General features: G+C 55.6%; 15 protein-coding genes and 1 riboswitch. Of the genes, 10 read left to right on the forward strand and 5 right to left on the reverse strand.

What is annotated here, in order from left to right:
• Window positions 1–401 precede the first annotated feature (401 nt).
• The gene (locus tag IEX04_RS03525) at window positions 402–1,850 is read left to right on the forward strand and encodes an MFS transporter (protein ID WP_188683771.1); all 1,449 of its coding nucleotides are present in this window, start codon (window positions 402–404) and stop codon (window positions 1,848–1,850) included.
• 144 nt (window positions 1,851–1,994) lie between these two features.
• On the opposite strand, the gene IEX04_RS03530 is transcribed toward IEX04_RS03525, so the two are convergent.
• Window positions 1,995–2,432, reverse strand: a complete 438-nt coding sequence (locus IEX04_RS03530; protein WP_188683773.1) for a MarR family winged helix-turn-helix transcriptional regulator — start codon at window positions 2,430–2,432, stop codon at window positions 1,995–1,997.
• Window positions 2,433–2,667: 235 nt separating this feature from the next.
• A riboswitch (TPP riboswitch) is annotated at window positions 2,668–2,775 on the forward strand.
• On the opposite strand from IEX04_RS03530, the gene thiC reads away from it, so the two are divergent.
• Window positions 2,773–4,515, forward strand: a complete 1,743-nt coding sequence (gene thiC, locus IEX04_RS03535) for a phosphomethylpyrimidine synthase ThiC (protein WP_188683775.1) — start codon at window positions 2,773–2,775, stop codon at window positions 4,513–4,515. (Overlaps the previous riboswitch by 3 nt.)
• Window positions 4,516–4,986: 471 nt before the next feature.
• On the forward strand, window positions 4,987–6,513 hold the full coding sequence (locus IEX04_RS03540) for a SulP family inorganic anion transporter (protein WP_188683777.1): 1,527 nt from the start codon (window positions 4,987–4,989) through the stop codon (window positions 6,511–6,513).
• On the opposite strand, the gene IEX04_RS03545 is transcribed toward IEX04_RS03540, so the two are convergent.
• Entirely contained in the window at window positions 6,510–7,436 is a 927-nt protein-coding gene (locus IEX04_RS03545; protein ID WP_188683779.1) for a GGDEF domain-containing protein, read from the reverse strand. The genes IEX04_RS03540 and IEX04_RS03545 overlap by 4 nt on opposite strands.
• A 231-nt stretch (window positions 7,437–7,667) precedes the next feature.
• Between IEX04_RS03545 and IEX04_RS03550 the strand changes: the two genes are divergently transcribed.
• On the forward strand, window positions 7,668–8,363 hold the full coding sequence (locus tag IEX04_RS03550) for an EAL domain-containing protein (RefSeq protein WP_188683781.1): 696 nt from the start codon (window positions 7,668–7,670) through the stop codon (window positions 8,361–8,363).
• Between the two features lie 182 nt (window positions 8,364–8,545).
• Here the strand turns inward: IEX04_RS03550 and IEX04_RS03555 are convergent, their stop codons facing one another.
• A complete protein-coding gene (locus IEX04_RS03555; RefSeq protein WP_188683783.1) occupies window positions 8,546–9,979 on the reverse strand; it encodes a glycosyltransferase family 2 protein in 1,434 nt (477 codons plus the stop codon).
• Between the two features lie 358 nt (window positions 9,980–10,337).
• Here IEX04_RS03555 and IEX04_RS03560 point away from each other — a divergent pair, with 358 nt between their 5' ends.
• Window positions 10,338–11,708 (forward strand): MFS transporter, encoded by a 1,371-nt coding sequence (locus IEX04_RS03560; RefSeq protein WP_188683785.1) that lies wholly within the window; start codon window positions 10,338–10,340, stop codon window positions 11,706–11,708.
• Window positions 11,705–12,127 (forward strand): DUF1801 domain-containing protein, encoded by a 423-nt coding sequence (locus IEX04_RS03565; RefSeq protein WP_188683787.1) that lies wholly within the window; start codon window positions 11,705–11,707, stop codon window positions 12,125–12,127. Before IEX04_RS03560 ends, IEX04_RS03565 begins: the two co-directional genes overlap by 4 nt.
• Window positions 12,128–12,131: 4 nt before the next feature.
• Here the strand turns inward: IEX04_RS03565 and IEX04_RS03570 are convergent, their stop codons facing one another.
• Window positions 12,132–13,241 (reverse strand): hypothetical protein, encoded by a 1,110-nt coding sequence (locus IEX04_RS03570; protein WP_188683789.1) that lies wholly within the window; start codon window positions 13,239–13,241, stop codon window positions 12,132–12,134.
• 204 nt (window positions 13,242–13,445) lie between these two features.
• On the opposite strand from IEX04_RS03570, the gene IEX04_RS03575 reads away from it, so the two are divergent.
• The 3 genes from IEX04_RS03575 to IEX04_RS03585 all read left to right on the forward strand — a co-directional run bounded on the left by IEX04_RS03575 (window position 13,446) and on the right by IEX04_RS03585 (window position 14,872).
• The gene (locus IEX04_RS03575; RefSeq protein WP_188683791.1) at window positions 13,446–14,096 is read left to right on the forward strand and encodes a class I SAM-dependent methyltransferase; all 651 of its coding nucleotides are present in this window, start codon (window positions 13,446–13,448) and stop codon (window positions 14,094–14,096) included.
• A gap of 159 nt (window positions 14,097–14,255) precedes the next feature.
• Entirely contained in the window at window positions 14,256–14,645 is a 390-nt protein-coding gene (locus IEX04_RS03580; protein WP_188683793.1) for a DUF2975 domain-containing protein, read from the forward strand.
• Window positions 14,645–14,872: a helix-turn-helix domain-containing protein gene (locus IEX04_RS03585; RefSeq protein ID WP_188683795.1), complete on the forward strand. Its 228-nt coding sequence runs from the start codon at window positions 14,645–14,647 to the stop codon at window positions 14,870–14,872. Before IEX04_RS03580 ends, IEX04_RS03585 begins: the two co-directional genes overlap by 1 nt.
• Here IEX04_RS03585 and IEX04_RS03590 read toward each other — a convergent pair.
• Window positions 14,869–16,554 (reverse strand): formate--tetrahydrofolate ligase, encoded by a 1,686-nt coding sequence (locus tag IEX04_RS03590; protein WP_188683797.1) that lies wholly within the window; start codon window positions 16,552–16,554, stop codon window positions 14,869–14,871. The two genes, IEX04_RS03585 and IEX04_RS03590, sit on opposite strands and share 4 nt — an antisense overlap.
• A 296-nt stretch (window positions 16,555–16,850) precedes the next feature.
• Here IEX04_RS03590 and IEX04_RS03595 point away from each other — a divergent pair, with 296 nt between their 5' ends.
• Window positions 16,851–17,021 (forward strand): hypothetical protein, encoded by a 171-nt coding sequence (locus tag IEX04_RS03595; protein WP_188683800.1) that lies wholly within the window; start codon window positions 16,851–16,853, stop codon window positions 17,019–17,021.
• Window positions 17,022–17,039 lie beyond the last annotated feature (18 nt).

A 17,039-nucleotide genomic window follows, 5' to 3' on the forward strand; every position in this document is an offset into this window, starting at 1 on the left:
AGTCATTAACACATAATTCGAGCATTTTCTGGCCTGGATCCTGTGCATCAGGTACCGCGACTGAGCAGATATGGGAATAGTACCCAAGCGCGCTCCCTGCCGCGCAGCAGCAGAGGCACAACCAAGGCCTGCCCGAGAGATCCATCACGAGAGGCAAGAGCCCAACTCCACCACTGGCCAAAGAAGCTCCCGGCCAACGTCGTCAGGTCCAGCGGACGAGACTGGATATTCGGCATACATCCGGCGAATCCGCGAGAAGCAGGGCAGCTGGGTCCCTTCAGGTTTCAGTACCAAGACCTAGCGGGCCTTGCTAGCGCGCGCCGCCCTACCTCTTTAGCCACCATATGAATGTGTAAGATGAATACGGTATGCATCTTACACATTCCATCTGAAAGGTCCTCGTGCCCAGACCCACCTCGGTCGGCATCCCCGGCTCAGGTCTTGCCGTAGGCGTTCTCGCTTCGGCAGGCATCGCTTCATCGCTCACCCAAACCATGGTGACCCCACTGATCCCGCAGCTGCCGAGCATCTTCAATACTTCGGCGGATAATGCCGCTTGGATCATTACTGCGACCCTTCTGGCGGCAGCCGTAGCGGTACCCATTTCCGGGCGGCTCGGCGACCTTTTTGGCAAGCAGAAAATGATCCTCATTTTAGCGATCCCACTGTTTATCGGTGGGATACTGTGTGCGGTCGCGCCAAATGTCGAACTGATGATTGCCGGACGTGCGCTGCAAGGCTTTGGTTCGGGAATGGTGCCGCTGGGCATCGCAATGCTGCGTGATTTGGTGCCTAAAGAACGCCTCTCCGCCGCCATTGCCACGGTCAGTGCCACGCTAGGCGTCGGTGGAGCGGTCGGCATGCCGCTTTCCGCTGCCGTGATTGAATTTGCCGACTGGCGCGCGGTCTTTTATGGGAGTGCCGCACTCACGCTGCTGGTGGCATTAGCCATCTGGAAGCTGATCCCAGCACTGCCCGCAGGAGCTGCCGGACAAAAATTCGACTGGCTCGGCGCAATCGGACTGACTATTGGATTAGTATCCTTGATTCTTGCGGTTTCCAAGGGCTCCGCCTGGGGCTGGACCTCTGCGATGACCTTGGGGCTGCTGGCGGTTGCAGCCGTTTCGCTGACCCTGTGGGGAATGTGGGAAACGCGCACCAAGGATCCTCTGGTGGACCTGCGCACCGCGGTCATTCCACGAGTTCTGCTGACAAATATCGCGTCGATTTTTGTGGGCTTTGGCATGTACGCGAGCATGCTGGCCATGCCGCAGATCCTTCAGCTGCCAACACAAACCGGCTACGGCTTGGGACAGTCAATCCTTGCAGCTGGGCTCTGGATGGCTCCGGCAGGCCTGATGATGCTTGTGCTTTCTCCCATCGGCGGAAAGCTCACCGATGCACGGGGACCGAAGTTCACCCTTACCCTCGGCGTCTCGATTCTCGCAATTGGCTATGGCGTGGGATTGCTGGGCATGGGCAGCACCTGGGGCCTGCTGGCCACCGGTCTTGTCGTCAACAGTGGTGTCGCGCTTGCCTACGGCGCGATGCCGGCAATCATTATGGGCGCTGTTCCGCGTAGCGAGACCGCCGCCGCCAACGGATTCAACACCCTGATGCGTTCGCTAGGCACCACAACCGGCGCGGCTGTTGTCGGTCTCGTCTTGGCTCAGATGACCACCGACTTCAGCGGTGTCATGGTCCCTTCGGAGACTGGCTTCCGCGTGGCATTAATCCTGGGCGCAGGTATCTCGGTTATCGCGGCAGTTCTTGCCGCGCTGATTCCTTCGGCGCGAGAAAAACCCGTCCTGGAACCGGTAGGCAATCATCAAGAAGTTCCAGCTAACTAATCACTGCAGCTAAGTCTGCGCTATTACGGAGCTTGCGCTCAGCACTGGCATAGGAAGCGTCGATAATGTAGTAACTACCTCCTTGAAGGTGCGAGTGATGATCGTAAGAACTCCCGTTGGATATTGCCCAACGGGAGTTCTTCTTTAAGCACGTTTCAAATCGCTATATTCTTCGATCGACAGATTAAAGCGATGCAAAAGATTGGCGAACGAGTCGATATCCGACGCCGACCAATCTTCCATGATGTGTTCCAGCGCGTTCGTGGAGGCTTTTCGGGCTTCGTTCATTTGTTGCTCGCCGTCAGCTGTCAGCGTGATCTTACGAGCCAGGCGTCCATCCGGATCGGCAATCCGCTCCAGATAACCATCCTTGATTGCACTGGTTACTTGGCGTTGCAGGGTCGAGGCATCTAAACGTAATGCGTGGCTCAGTTCCGCGATGGTCATCGGACCTTGCCCATCGATACGACTCATCAACAGATAGACACTTCGATCCAGTCCGCCAGCCTGTCGCTGGTGGGCAATGGTGTAGCGACTGAGCATCAGCTGCTCATATTCGATATCGGCGATACGGCGCTTCATTTCTCCCCTTATACTGCTGACGCTCCACCCATCCTACCCTCAGCATGCATGATGCATATTCGCTATACATAGCACTGCCTGCAGGCCACTCTGCCGAGCCCCGATGCATCGCTCAGCGCGTTTTCCGAGGCGCTATTGACGCGCAGCCAAGCCCAGACATAGCTTCAAGCTCTAGTGCTCGAACCCAGTGCGGCTTTCATTTTTGGAGTTGCTTCCTCAGCACGTGGTACGTTGTTTCAGACCACACGGGTGCCCCGGCAGGGGCTGAGACCGGACTATTGCCGTCCGCGACCGTTGAACCTGTCCGGGTAATGCCGGCGAAGGAAGTGAGTTTCCCACAGTGGAACAATTTGAACAGCACCCCGCCCACACCCTTGCCTACCGCGAGTCCACAGGAATCTCGGTTCCCGTCACGCAGATCAAGTTGGCGGATTCTCCTAATGGCCAACCAAATGAACCGCTGACGGTGTACCGCACCAGCGGTCCGGGAAGCGAACCTAACGCAGGCCTGAAACCATTCCGCGAATCGTGGATTCTGGCGCGCGGAGATGTCGAAAATTATGCGGGACGTGAGCGCAACCTGCATGATGACGGAAAGTCCGCGGTCCGCCGCGGCACGGCGAGCGCCGAGTGGGCCGGCAGATCCGCACCTCCGCTGCGTTCGCACCCCGGTGCCCGGGTCACCCAAATGCATTACGCACGCCGGGGACTGATCACCGAAGAGATGCGCTACGTGGCTTTGCGCGAGGACTGCGATGTCGAATTAGTGCGCAGCGAGCTAGCCGCCGGCCGCGCCATCATTCCCTCAAATATCAACCATCCGGAATCCGAACCGATGATCATCGGCAAGGCGTTCCTGGTGAAAATCAATGCGAACATCGGGAACTCGGCGGTCACCAGTTCAATTGCCGAGGAAGTCTCCAAACTCCAGTGGGCCACCAAATGGGGTGCGGACACGGTGATGGATCTTTCCACCGGGGATGACATTCACACCACCCGCGAATGGATCATCCGCAATTCCCCGGTGCCCATCGGCACCGTGCCGATCTACCAGGCGCTGGAAAAGGTCAACGGCGAAGCCAATGAACTCACCTGGGAGATCTTCCGGGACACCGTCATTGAGCAATGCGAGCAGGGCGTGGACTATATGACCATTCATGCCGGGGTCTTGCTGCGCTATATCCCGCTGACCGCCAACCGTGTCACCGGAATGGTTTCGCGCGGTGGGTCAATTATGGCCGGCTGGTGCCTGGCGCACCATCAGGAGAATTTCCTCTACACCCACTTTGATGAGCTGTGTGAGATCTTTGCCCGTTACGATGTGGCCTTCTCCCTAGGTGATGGGCTGCGTCCGGGATCTATCGCGGATGCCAATGATGCGGCACAATTTGCCGAATTGGACACCTTGGCCGAGCTGACCAAACGAGCCTGGAAACACGATGTGCAGGTCATGGTTGAGGGGCCCGGGCATATCCCCTTCCATTTGGTGCGCGAAAATGTGGAACGCCAACAACAGCTGTGCGACGGGGCACCGTTTTATACGCTTGGCCCTCTGGTCACCGACATTGCCCCTGGTTATGACCACATCACCAGCGCCATCGGTGCCACCGAAATCGCTCGTTACGGCACGGCAATGCTCTGCTATGTGACTCCCAAGGAGCATCTGGGGCTGCCCAACCGCGATGATGTGAAGACCGGAGTGATTACCTACAAGATCGCTGCCCACGCAGCGGATCTTGCCAAGGGCCACCCCGGCGCAATCGACAGAGACAACGCCCTGAGCAAAGCACGCTTCGAGTTTCGTTGGAATGATCAGTTTGCGCTGTCCTTGGACCCGGCCACCGCGCAGGAGTTCCATGATGAAACGCTTCCTGCAGAACCGGCAAAGACCGCTCACTTTTGTTCGATGTGTGGTCCGAAATTCTGTTCTATGCGTATTTCCCAAGACATCCGTGACGAGTACGGATCCGCCGAGGCTCAAGCCGCCTTGGCCGGAATGGCGCAGAAGAGCAAGCAGTTCCTCGAAAGCGGCGGCAAGGTTTACGTCGGGGATAAGATCCCCGTCGGACCCGGCACGAACTAGCACCGGCGAACGCGAAGCCGAACCAAAGTTCCTGCACAGAAAGCACGCTTAGAGTAGTAATTACCTCATTGAAGGTGCGAGTGATGATCGTGAAACTCCCCGCCGGTTTAACCGGCGGGGAGTTTTCGTTAAGCCAAAGCCTTCGCGGAAGTTTCACAAAACTAGTAAAAATTTGAAACGGGCGGCCAATTTCCTGAGTTTCAAGAGCGATCATCCGTGACCCCCATCAAACGCCGGGCTCACCCAAAGTCACTGCACAGCATTCACGCTTAGAGTAGTAATTACCTCATTGAAGGTGCGAGTGATGATCGTGAAATTCCCCGTCGGTTTACCGGCGGGGAATTTTCGTTAACCGCTCACAGGCTTCAGCCGAACTTCTTGCGCCGAGATATCAAGCACCGTACTTAGCTTCCGGGCACCGGGTGCGATATTTTTAGATAGTCCCCGCACGCGGTTTTCTGGGGTCCTCAAATGAATGGAGCACCCGTGTCTACCGCGGTTAACGAACTGACGCCTCTAGAACGACAGTCCGTCTGGCGTACTTTGAAATCGCCACGGTTGCTCAAAACCGAGCTGCTGGCGGGTCTTGTAGTTTCGCTGGCGTTGATCCCCGAGGTGATCGCCTTCTCGATTATCGCCGGAGTAGATCCACGGATCGGGATCTTTGCTTCATTCACCATGTCGATAGTGATCGCATTTACCGGTGGTCGGCCAGCAATGATCTCCGCTGCTGCGGGCGCGGTCGCGTTAGTTGTTGCTCCGCTAGTACGCAGTCACGGGGTGGACTACCTTTTTGCTGCCGTAATTTTGGCCGGTATTTTCCAGGTAATCTTGGCGCTACTCGGTGTCGCGAAACTGATGCGCTTCATCCCCCGGCAAGTGATGATAGGGTTCGTCAACGCGCTCGCCATCCTGATTTTTCTCTCACAAATGCCTGAGCTCGGCGACGTTCCGTGGGCCGTCTACCCACTGGTTCTTTTGGGCCTAGCTATCGTCTATTTCTTCCCGAAGATCACCAAGGCGGTCCCTGCCCCACTAATCGCGATCGTGGTACTGACGCTGATCACCGTGTTTGCCAAGGTGAGCGTTCCTACCGTGGGCGACAAGGGAGAACTGCCTGAATCGCTGCCCTTCTTTCTGATCCCTGACGTTCCTTTCACCTTCGAAACGTTCCAGGTCATCGCACCCTACGCATTAGCTGTCGCATTTGTTGGTTTGTTGGAGTCCTTGTTGACTGCAAAACTCGTAGATGACATCACCGATACCCCCTCGAATAAGACCCGGGAATCTTGGGGTCAGGGCACCGCGAATATTGTGACGGGTTTCTTTGGTGGAATCTGTGGCTGCGCGATGATCGGCCAAACCATGATCGGCGTTAAAGCCTCCGGTGGCAGAACTCGCATCTCCACCATGTTCGCCGGCGTATTCATGCTGCTTCTCGCGGTATTACTCGGTGACATCGTGGCGCAAATCCCCATGGCTGCACTCGTCGCGATCATGATCTTCGTGTCGATTACGACTTTCAACTGGCACAGCATCCGGCCGAGCACGTTAAAGATGATGCCTAAGAGCGAGACCGCGGTCATGGTGGTGACCGTTGTTTTCACCGTTGCCACCAACAACCTGGCCATCGGTGTTGGACTGGGCGTGCTGACCGCAATGGTTCTCTTCGCCAACCGTGTAGCCCACTTTGTGACCGTGAAACGCGATCAACCGACGGCGGCCTTGGCCGAAGCCGACACTGCGATTTACCACGTGGACGGGGAGCTGTTCTTCGCCTCGTCGAATGACCTCTACACCCAGTTCGATTACGCTGGCGATCCGGAAAAAATCGTCATCGACATGTCCGCTTCCCACCTGTGGGATGCCTCAACGGTGGCCGCTTTGGATTCCGTCAAGACCAAGTACGCGAGCTACGGGAAAACGGTAGAGATTCGCGGACTCAACGAGGCCAGCCAGAAGATGCAGGACCGCATGGGCGGCAAGCTGGAAGGCTAAATACGCTCTGAGCGTCCCCGTTTGTTTTCAAACATTGCTCGGTCGGCACGCAGAATCATGGTACTCAGGTTGTCTCCGGTGATAGCTTGAGCCAGCCCATAAGACCACAGATATTGACTGGCAGTCTGGGTCCTGCCCAGCAGTTTTTGGGCATCGTCCAATCCGGTATTGGGAAAGACCAGAACGAACTCGTCTCCGCCTAGCCGGCATACCAGATCCGATTTTCTTGTGGCCTGCTTCCAATTTGCCACGAGGTTCACTAGCACCTGATCGCCGGCTTCATGTCCCTGGGAATCGTTAATCTGCTTGAACCCATCGAGGTCAATCAGGGCAACGGTGATGGGAAGCGAAGAACGAAGTGCGCGGGCAAGAGCCGGCTCGCCCCGTAGCGATAAGCCATTGCGGTTTAATGCTCCGGTAAGCGCATCAATTTCGGTGCCTTGTTCGAATCTTCTCCGGACGAAAGTTCCAACGGTGATACTCAAGAAGGTGAAAAACGTAAGTCCTGCAATGTTGAGCAGCGTTTGGCTGTGTTCGGTACCAACCGCCGGACCAAAGAAGACCGCGTAGACCGTTGTAAAGAGCATCGTGGGGTAAATCGATAGTCGAGTGAGCCAGACGGGGAACAACCATGACAGATACAAAGCGATGAGTGGGAACTCCTGCAGCCTCAATACCACTTGTTCATGGTTCGTTGTAAAGGCAACGTAATAGACAAACGAGATAAGTTCCGTGAGCACTCCGAGATAGGCCACCCAGAGTGGAAAGTTATCGCCTTTGATGAGAACTAAAACAAGAACAGCCAGTGCACCAAGAAAGTGAAAAACCGACGCCCACAGGTAGATGCCAGCCCTTTCTGGTTGCACTATATTGATGAGGTACAGAATCATCATGAACAGCGCCACGAGCCCGGTGATGCTCACACCGATATCTGTGATCCCACCCAGGCGTTGCGCGATACCCGCCGGATCCCACCAGTGTCTATCCGTTGCTCTTCTTTGATCCGTAGCTAGATTCACAAGATGCCCCCATACTGTGTGTTTCAACCGCGCGTAGCTTTAGCTCAATGCGCGCTGTAATGTTTACTTCCGGTTTCCCTTACCGGATGCTTTCTCTCGTCTAGTCTAAATATCCCTCTACTAGGGAGCTGTATCGTGCATTTTGTTTTCCAACCTCTTATTGATCTCGCTCAGTGGACAGTCTTTGGGTTTGAAGCACTGACCCGGTTTGATGATGGGGTTTCTCCTGATGTGCACTTCCGTAACGCACACGCGGAGAACCGGCTTACCGAATTAGAGCTACAAGTTATCGACGGGATACTTCAGGCTAGCGTGCATCTTCCCTCAGGCATGCTCCTAACGCTTAACGCTTCAGGTCCAACCTTCGAAGCGCTGGGAGCGGCGAACGTAGAAATGAACGCTCGGCTGAGCTGGGGTTTGGAACTAAACGAACTAAGCGAACCTTGTCTGTGCAACCAAGCCAGGAATATCGCAACAAGTCTCGGTTGTCTGCTGCTGATCGATGATGCCGGAATCGGATATGCAAACCGTTCCCGGATCCTGCAGTTGAAACCAGATGTGGTGAAGCTCGACCGCAGCATGATCAGCTCCTACGTTGACTCAGCCGAGGTCCGCGCATTAGTAGACTCGCTACTTTCAGCTGCCAAAGAGACCGGAGCCAAGACCCTCGCCGAAGGCTTAGAGACTGCCGAAGACCTCGAACTTATCCGACACCTAGCCATCGATTACGCTCAAGGTTTCTACTTCGCAGCTGGGCACCGAACCGAACAACTTCCGATGATCTTGCATGATTTAAACCGACGCCTCGGGATCAATGTTCCGAGTTTCTGAACGTCGATCGCGTCCTTGCCCGGTGGAAATCCGAATGACGGGGATAATCTTGATAATTCCCAGAACCAAATAAATCACCGTATTGATGGCTACGAATGATGCCAACACGCTAAACCATGAGCTTGCCAACACGCTCTCTGGTAGCAGTATTCCGCGTGGCACCATCAGACCGGAAAACATCATCACTTAGCCCCTTCTCCAATTGGTTCGTTATGTTCCACGTGTTTCCACGAGGCGCTGCGCCCAAAGGCAATATCTCCGACACCTTTGAGGAAGGCTAGATTCAGGAAAACATCGTAGATCAGTTCGGGGATGACCAGCACCGCCAAGATTCGGGCCTTCCACCCTCCATGCCATGTGGTGACAACGCGTTCAATCGCGAAAATTAATCCCAGTAACATCCAGAACGGGAACCATACCCAGGTATCCATAGATACCAACATCAAGACCATCAGCAAGAAATAGCTGAACAGGGCAATCACCCCATAGCCGATTCCGATCTGCTGAGCCCAATACCGCATCGTCTGAGGAGTGACCCCGTAGGCTCCTAGATTCTCCAAGGCACCACGCTGCCAACGTAAACGTTGGGCCCACAGCATCTTCCACGATGGCATCAGTTCGGTGATTACCGTGCATTTTTCCGGCGAGGTCGTCAGGCCGCCAAGTGTTTTGATGGCAATGGTCAGCTCGTTGTCCTCAGTGAGTGCTGCGGTGTCGTAAACATCTCCGGGCTTACCAGGCAACGTATGCCCACGAGAAGCGGCTACTTCGCGCAGTGCTGCGGAGCGAAAAACCGAGGCGGTGCCAGTGAGTACGAAGACTCGGCCATCACGGCGGGAAATTTCTCGCTGGTAACGGGTGTATTCGTTGCGCTGGAACTGGCCGATAAGCCCATGTCCTTGTTCGCCATGAAATAGTCCGCCCACAGACATCAAGGCGCGATCCGCGGTAAAACGGTCCTTCGCGGTACTCAGATAATCGTTTCCGATCTGACTATCTGCATCCATGACCATAACGCAGTCGTTGTCACCCAACTGCGGCAGAAGGTTTTCCAACGCCTGGTTTAAGGCGCCACCCTTTTTGTGGACATTGTCTACGGATTCGAACACATCGACTCCATGCTCCAAGGCAACAGCTACCGTATTGTCACTACAGTTATCGGCAACCACTACTACCCGGTGAGGTTTAAATGTCTGTTCTTGCAGCGCTTGCAGGGTATATGGAAGGGAAGCTTGCTCGTTGTGCGCTGGAATCAATACCGTGACTGTCACCGCTCCGGCATAGATCCCGCGAGTTCGGGCCATCACGGTCCGCGGGGCTAGCGGGCGCGAAGTCTTTTCGACTGGTGTCCGGCGGAAGCGACGAGTTACCAACCGTTCGCTGAGCACCACGAAGGCGACCATGAAGATGGCAATAGCCACGGCAAAATATAGGATCTTGGTATTTGGAAGTTCAGCGCTGTAGAACGTAGACCAGATTCCGGCCAGTCGGACCTCCACCGGCTTCCAAAGGACCGGCGTTTCCGTTGCGCTCAAAGCCCACCACATAAGCAACGCTGCCACGCAGACAATTGTTATTACTGCAATTCCCACAAGCCGTTGAAAATATTTCGGCATGTTCCCTCTTCGAGTGTTCGCGGCGCAGAATAAGCATCTGCGCCGAGCTTGAACCCCTACCAAACGAGTTGGTATGGCACTGCCCCATCGCATATCGTTCAAACCTAGCCAAGTAAGTAATTTGATCAATGAACTGATATTCACTGTTCAGTGTAAGCGTGAAGTAACGGCCAACTTGTCATAGGTGTCGAAGCCCACCTAGATTGTGATCCACCTCGGCTTTGCAGACTGACCCAGGCGCATTTTTCGGGAGAAACAAGCGGCGTTTTTTGGATAGTTTCGGCTGTTTATCTGAACCCATCCGCCGTATTCTGTTTCTTATACATGTGCAAGCTCCCCCAATGTTTAGTGGCAGCAAATGACCGAGCACGAGCGAAGCGACGAACCGCAGGATCATCGTGGCTCCGCGCCCAGCAACGGCCAGCGATCGTTTATGCACATTCTGGCCAACACCGCGATCGCCAATCTGACCACTAGTTATCTGTGGTTTGCCTTGACCTTTTGGGTCTATCTGGAAACCGAAAACGTCATGGCCACCGGCATTATCGGTGGCTCCTTCATGCTGCTCATCGCGGTGTTCTCGATGCTCTTCGGAGCCATCGTTGATAAGCACAAGAAGAAGTCGGTCTTCCTCTTTTCCGCGGTCTTCACCGCAGCGCTTTTCATCCTTGCCGGGCTGATCTACCTCTGGTTGCCCACCGAGTCGATTCTGAACATTGGCGGCTGGCAGTTCTGGCTCTTCTGCGGTGTCATCCTCGTTGGTGCAATAGTCGAGCAGATGCGGGGCATCGCGCTTTCTACCACGGTGACACTGCTAATCCCGGTGGAGCGCCATGCAAACGCCAACGGCTTGGTAGGCACCGTCCAGGGCATCGCATTCATCGCCACCAGCGTGTTCAGTGGACTGTCAATCGGATTGCTCGGCATGGGGTGGACGCTGCTGCTCGCGATCCTGCTGGTCATCGTCTCCTTGGTCCACCTGTTGACCATTTCACTACCCGAAGATGAGCCAGAACCAGAGCCCGAGCACTCTAAGACCGCGGATTTGAAAATGGGTTTCACGACCATCCTCGCGATTCCTGGTCTATTCGCCCTCATCATTTTTTCGATGTTTAATAACTTCATCGGTGGCGCCTACATGGCGCTGATGGATCCCTACGGTTTGACGATCATGTCGGTGGAGGCCTGGGGCATCGTTTTTGGTGTCGCATCCACCGGATTTATCGTCGGCGGCCTGCTGATCGCAAAGTTTGGCTTGGGAAAGAACCCGATTCGAACCCTGCTCATGGCGGTGGTGGTCATGGGGATACTCGGCGCGATCTTCACCATCCGCGAATGGGTCTGGCTCTACGTGCTGGGCATCTGGCTTTATATGGTGCTGATTCCAGCGGTCGAGGCCTCGGAGCAAACCGTCATCCAGAAGGTCGTGCCATTTCGAAGGCAAGGCCGCGTTTTTGGGTTCGCGCAGATGCTCGAGGCTGCTGCCGCCCCGATCACCGCGTTCCTCATCGCTCCGCTAGCGCAATATCTGATCATCCCGTTCATGAAGACCACCGAAGGTGACAAAACTTTCGGTTGGCTCGTTGGCCAAGGCGACGCCCGCGGAATTGCGCTGATTTTTCTTGCCGCTGGGTTGATCATGGCTCTCGTGGCCCTACTCGCAATGACCAGCAAACAGTACCGAAAACTTTCGGAGATTTTCCTACAGCCAGAAACGAGTCTTCCTTGAGCACCGCAAAAACGCAGCCCACCGACGCTAATGTCGCAGATTTCATCAACGCGGCCACTCCGCTCAAACGCCGCGAAGACGCGCAGGTCTTGGCGCAAATCTTCGCCCAGGTTACCGGCGAAAATCCCGTGCTGTGGGGACCATCCATCGTGGGTTACGGGCAATACACCTTCGTTTCCCCGTCAAATCCCAAGCACACTGGAATCTGGCCAAAGACCGGATTTTCCCCACGCAAGGCCCAACAGTCCATTTATGGGCTCAAGGATCTACCCGAAGGTGCACAACTGCTCCCCCAGCTAGGTAAATACACCGAGGGAGCAGGTTGTGTTTATGTGAAAAAACTTGAGGACATCGACCTGGCGGTCTTGCGGCGACTCATCGCCATCGCTTACGCACGGGAAGATGAAACCAGCATGTAGGTGCTTATTCGGTTTCTTCGATCAGGCTTTCGGCTTCGCTGACGCCGGCCGAGATCACCGGAAGCAGGCGCTCGTCCACTTCGTATTCCTCGCCCTTGGACTTCAGCAGCCCGAAGCCCTCCAAGGAAACAAGTGCCTGCCGTGCTTCGGGAAGTACCGCGTCGAAGTTCTTCGGTCCGCAGTTACGGCGAAGCGCCTCGAGATCTGCCGGGCGGCCGGTGACCGCGGTGACCAATAGGTTACGGAGTACCAGGAAGTAGGCTTCGTCGCGCTCGGTGAAGGCCTGGTTTGGCACCAGATGGCTCTGAACGCACCCAACACCCATCTCAAAGAGCAGCTGTGCGCTCTCGGATTCTTCGCCCTCAATCAGATGTGCGAAGGCCTGGTCATCACGCACGATCCGTCCCTCGGATGGGTCAACCACCGAGAGGATCGCAGCGTTCCATACATGGGCGAAAACATCCGGTGCCGGCGCATCCACCGGAACGGTAGCGGCATCTACGCCTACCGACGCCATGACTCGTACACGATCTTCGTTGGCCGCTTCACTAAACGCGGTAATGTCCACACCGTCACCCAATGCCTCGGAGAAGGCCTTGACCTTGGTGTAAAGATCGGTGCCTCGAAGCAACTCGCACAGCTGCGCGTCGTCTTCGGCGAAACCCTTCAGTGCGTCGTCCAATAGTTCACGCAGCTCGGAAAGATTCTCCTCGCCACCTTCCCAGATGCCACGCTCGTGCTGGTAGGAGAAGAACTCAAGCCACGCGCTGAAGATCGGCTCGGCTTCCAAACCTTCGGGCAAATTGACTAAGAACTCAGCGAACACTTCGCCGAAGAGCTCTGGTTCAATGTGGTGCAGATTTGAACTGCGCGCATGCTCGGCATATTCGGCACCAATCGAGCGCACGACACCCAGCTGAATTTCAGCGACCTGCGCGGCTTCTTCCGAGCCAAAAGCCGGTGCCTTTTCGCTGACCCACATCGCGTAGTCTTCACGCAACGAGTCGACGAGAATTTCGGCCTGGATCCGAAATACACTGCGGCCGCGCTGTGCTGCCTTGGCCGGGTTACCTGCACCGGAATTCTTCTTGCCCTGTTTCTTCTTGCTAGCCATGAAACGTCCCCTAAATCTGTGCGGAATTGCTTATCTCAAGCCTACGGTGCACCAGCAATACACGTCTCCTTGGATGGGCAAGGAATCATGTGATTTGCTCGACCACTGGCAATGTTTGCGTCAGAGGCAAAGTGAAGTGAACATGTGGTGATTGCGCCCTAGAGTTGAAGAAAGCAGGTCGTTGAAATTTAGAGCGGGGAACCCATGCATTCACATCACCATCAGACCGAGACCGATCACGTAGCCTTCTGGGAAAACCACTACGGCCAGTCAGAGCGCGTCTGGTCCGGAAACGTTAATAAGGTACTGGCCGATACCGTTGCAGGTCTTCCCGTTGGCAGAAGCCTAGACTTCGGTTGCGGCGAAGGGGCCGATGTTTTGTGGCTCGCCAGCAAGGGCTGGAAAGCTAGTGGTGTGGACATTTCCGCCACCGCGGTCACACGCGCGCAGGCAGATGCAGCCAAGCATGACTTCAGTGAACAGCAGGCCCGCTTCATCACCGCAGACCTCACCACGTGGACTACCGATGAACAATTCGACCTGGTGACCTTGAGCTTCTTCCAGGCTCCTTTCGAATTTCCGCGCGCCAAAACTCTGCAGAGCGCCGCATCCTTGGTAGCACCCGGTGGACACCTACTGGCGGTTTCGCACGCGGCCGCACCATCATGGACCACTAATGAGCAGATGGCGCAGCATTCCTTCCCAAGCCCGGAATCCGAGCTGGTTGCACTGGATTTGGACCCAGAGCAGTGGAATATTCTTCGAGCAGAAATCGCCGAACGCCCCATCACCGACCCGGATGGTAACCCGGCGACGCTTCAGGACACCGTGGTGTTCGTGCAGCGACGAGCCTAAGGCCCTCTTCCCGAAGAAGGATTGACAGTATCTATTGATTTTCGATAGATAATGATCGATAATCGACTTATGAATACAGCGCTGGCAATCCTTCTCCGGGCCTTTCTTATCCTGATATTCCTGGGCTGCTTACTTTGGCAAGTATGGGTGGTACCGACTTTGGCTCAAGAAAATGCAAGCCAGTTCCCTGAAGTCGCCTTCCTCGCCGCCCCCTATGCCGCGGTAGTGATTATTGGAATCGCGTGCATGCAGACGGCACTGGTGGCAATTTGGAAACTGTTGTCTTTGGTAGAGCGTCGCACCATCTTTAATCAGCGCGCCTTCGTGTGGGTCAACACCATCATTGGGGCCATCGCACTTGCCACCGTTTTAGTGCTGGGGCTAGGTATTCACTTGCTGGGAATTATTAACGTGGGAGGCCCAGGCATCGCTTTAGCCGTTATGGCTGCCACGGTCTGCGGAATCGCATTTCTTTTGCTAATGCTGGTCATGAAAGGCTTACTGCGTGGAGCGACTAGCCTCGAAGATGAATTAGCAGAGGTGGTTTGATGCCCATCATCATCGACATCGACGTGCAACTAGCGAAACAGAAAATGTCGGTGGGAGAATTCTCCCGGGCCGTCGGAATCTCGGCAGCGAATATTGCTGTGTTGAAGAACGGCCGTGCCAAGGCCGTTCGTTTCACCACCCTGGATTCCATCTGCCGGGTACTTGGCTGCCAACCCGGAGACATCTTGCGCTGGGAGCCAGAAGAATCTGGGGAGAAACCTTCCTAGGACAGCCCCACCGCGTTCCCGTTGCCATCAACATCCATGTGCATGGCAGCGGGTACCTTGGGAAGACCTGGCATGGTTGTCAGCGTTCCGGTGATGGCCACGATAAAGCCAGCACCAGTCTTAGGAATCAACTCACGCACCTGCAGCGTAAAGCCCCCGGGGTCGCCTAGAAGAGTTGGGTCATCGGAGAAGGAGTACTGGGTTTTAGCTATACATACCGGTAGCTGGTCCCAACCGTTGGCGTGGATCTGTTCAAGTACTCGCTTAGCTTTTGCGGAGTATTCCACCCCGGCTGCTCCATACATCTCGCGCACCACGGTAGAAATCTTCTCCTCGACGGGCAGCTGCAACTCATATAGTTCCGCGTAATTGCTTGGCTCCTCGATAGTCCGCAAAACCGCGGAGGCCAAATCGCCGGCACCTTGACCGCCTTGGCCCCACACGTCTGCGACTGCGCATTCAACCCCGTGCGCCTGCGCCCACTGCGTGACCACGGCCAGTTCGGCCTTGGTATCTAAGGTGAACTGGTTGATGCCAATAACCGGCTGGACGCCGAACTTCTTGATATTCGAGACATGCCGCGCGAGATTCGGCAGTCCATCGCGGACCGCCGCAACATTTTCTTTACCCAGCTCATCTTTGGTCACTCCGCCGTGCATTTTCAGAGCACGGACTGTCGCAACGATTACCACCGTGTCGGGGGCGCATCCGGCATAGCGGGCTTTAATGTCCATGAATTTCTCGGCACCCAGGTCGGTACCGAAACCGGCTTCGGTCACCACGACATCGGCGAGCGCTCGTGCGGTATTGGTGGCGATGGCCGAGTTGCAACCGTGGGCAATGTTGGCGAACGGTCCGCCGTGGATAAATGCGGGCGTGCCACCGATGGTCTGCACCAGATTGGGCTTGATTGCATCCTTGAGCAGCAACGCCATGGCACCGGCAGCACCCAAATCATCAACGGTGACCGGAGCCTTGGCATAGCTATAACCAATAGTCATCCGGCCCAGTCGGGCACGCAAGTCCGTAAGCCCGGTGGCCAGGCAGAAAACCGCCATGACCTCGGAAGCTGCGGTGATTTCAAATCCGGTTTCCCTCGGTACCCCATCGGTCACCGACCCAAGCCCGATCACCACATGACGCAGCGCGCGGTCGTTCATATCCGTCACACGTTTGAAGGTGATGCGTTGCGGATCAATGCCAAGCGAGTTTCCCTGCTGCAGGTGGTTATCCACCAGTGCCATCAACAGGTTGTTGGCACTGGTGATGGCATGAAAGTCCCCGGTGAAGTGCAAGTTGATTTCATCCATGGGCAGCACCTGCGAGTAGCCACCACCGGTGGCCCCGCCCTTCATCCCGAAGCTTGGGCCCACAGAAGGTTCACGCAAGGCGATCATGGTTTTACTTCCGGCAGCCGTTAAAGCATCACCTAAGCCCACCACCATGGTTGATTTACCTTCACCAGCGGGCGTTGGTGACATGCCGCTGACCAGGATCACCTTTCCCGGACGGTCCTTGCGAGCGGCCAAAAGGGACGGATCCACTTTGGCTTTGTACCTGCCATAGGACTCAACGGCCATATCCGGGATCCCCGCAAGCCGTGCAATCTCGGATATTGGCCTGATTACCGCCCGCGAAGCGATTGAAAGATCGCTCATATCGGTTCCTGGCGTCGCTTCCATCGTGTGTCCCCTTTGCCTGGCTTGCCGCATTGCGGTCAATGAGGAAGTCCAAGGTTTATGGTTTTCCTCGATTGATCTACAAGCTACCACTGTGCTGCGCACGGGGATCGAACCTCGCGGGTACTTCGACAATATCCAAACGTTGCTGATCAGTTAGCTGAGAGCTTTATTAAAACGCTCGCAAACCTCGCAGAGCAGTGCTAGATTGGCCGGGTAAGGATCGCTCGACCCCTTAGTCCTTGGTCATTATTGGCAGGCAAGAGGTCGGCGGCGGAAGTTCGAGCATAGGGAGATGTATGAAAGAAAGCGTCCCAACGAATTCCACCGATACTTCGGATCAGACGCTGGAGGATCATATTTCGGATCCCGCGCTTTCCGATGAAGCGGGACATGACTGGACCGATGAAGGTGGGGCAACCCCTGCTGGTCCTGCAACAGATGTCAGTCCCGACGGATCCCAGCGATAACCAACCCATAAGCGCATT

It is taken from the genome of Glutamicibacter ardleyensis (assembly GCF_014644555.1).
Lineage (GTDB): Bacteria > Actinomycetota > Actinomycetes > Actinomycetales > Micrococcaceae > Glutamicibacter > Glutamicibacter bergerei.

Bases quoted from the DNA above. Each gene is read 5' to 3' on its own strand.
- IEX04_RS03530 (WP_188683773.1), bottom strand. From the start codon at position 2,432: ATGAAGCGCCGTATCGCCGATATCGAATATGAGCAGCTGATGCTCAGT.
- IEX04_RS03540 (WP_188683777.1), top strand. From the start codon at position 4,987: ATGAATGGAGCACCCGTGTCTACCGCGGTTAACGAACTGACGCCTCTA.
- IEX04_RS03555 (WP_188683783.1), bottom strand. From the start codon at position 9,979: ATGCCGAAATATTTTCAACGGCTTGTGGGAATTGCAGTAATAACAATT.
- IEX04_RS03560 (WP_188683785.1), top strand. From the start codon at position 10,338: ATGACCGAGCACGAGCGAAGCGACGAACCGCAGGATCATCGTGGCTCC.
- IEX04_RS03570 (WP_188683789.1), bottom strand. From the start codon at position 13,241: ATGGCTAGCAAGAAGAAACAGGGCAAGAAGAATTCCGGTGCAGGTAAC.
- IEX04_RS03575 (WP_188683791.1), top strand. From the start codon at position 13,446: ATGCATTCACATCACCATCAGACCGAGACCGATCACGTAGCCTTCTGG.
- IEX04_RS03585 (WP_188683795.1), top strand. From the start codon at position 14,645: ATGCCCATCATCATCGACATCGACGTGCAACTAGCGAAACAGAAAATG.
- IEX04_RS03590 (WP_188683797.1), bottom strand. From the start codon at position 16,554: ATGGAAGCGACGCCAGGAACCGATATGAGCGATCTTTCAATCGCTTCG.
- IEX04_RS03595 (WP_188683800.1), top strand. From the start codon at position 16,851: ATGAAAGAAAGCGTCCCAACGAATTCCACCGATACTTCGGATCAGACG.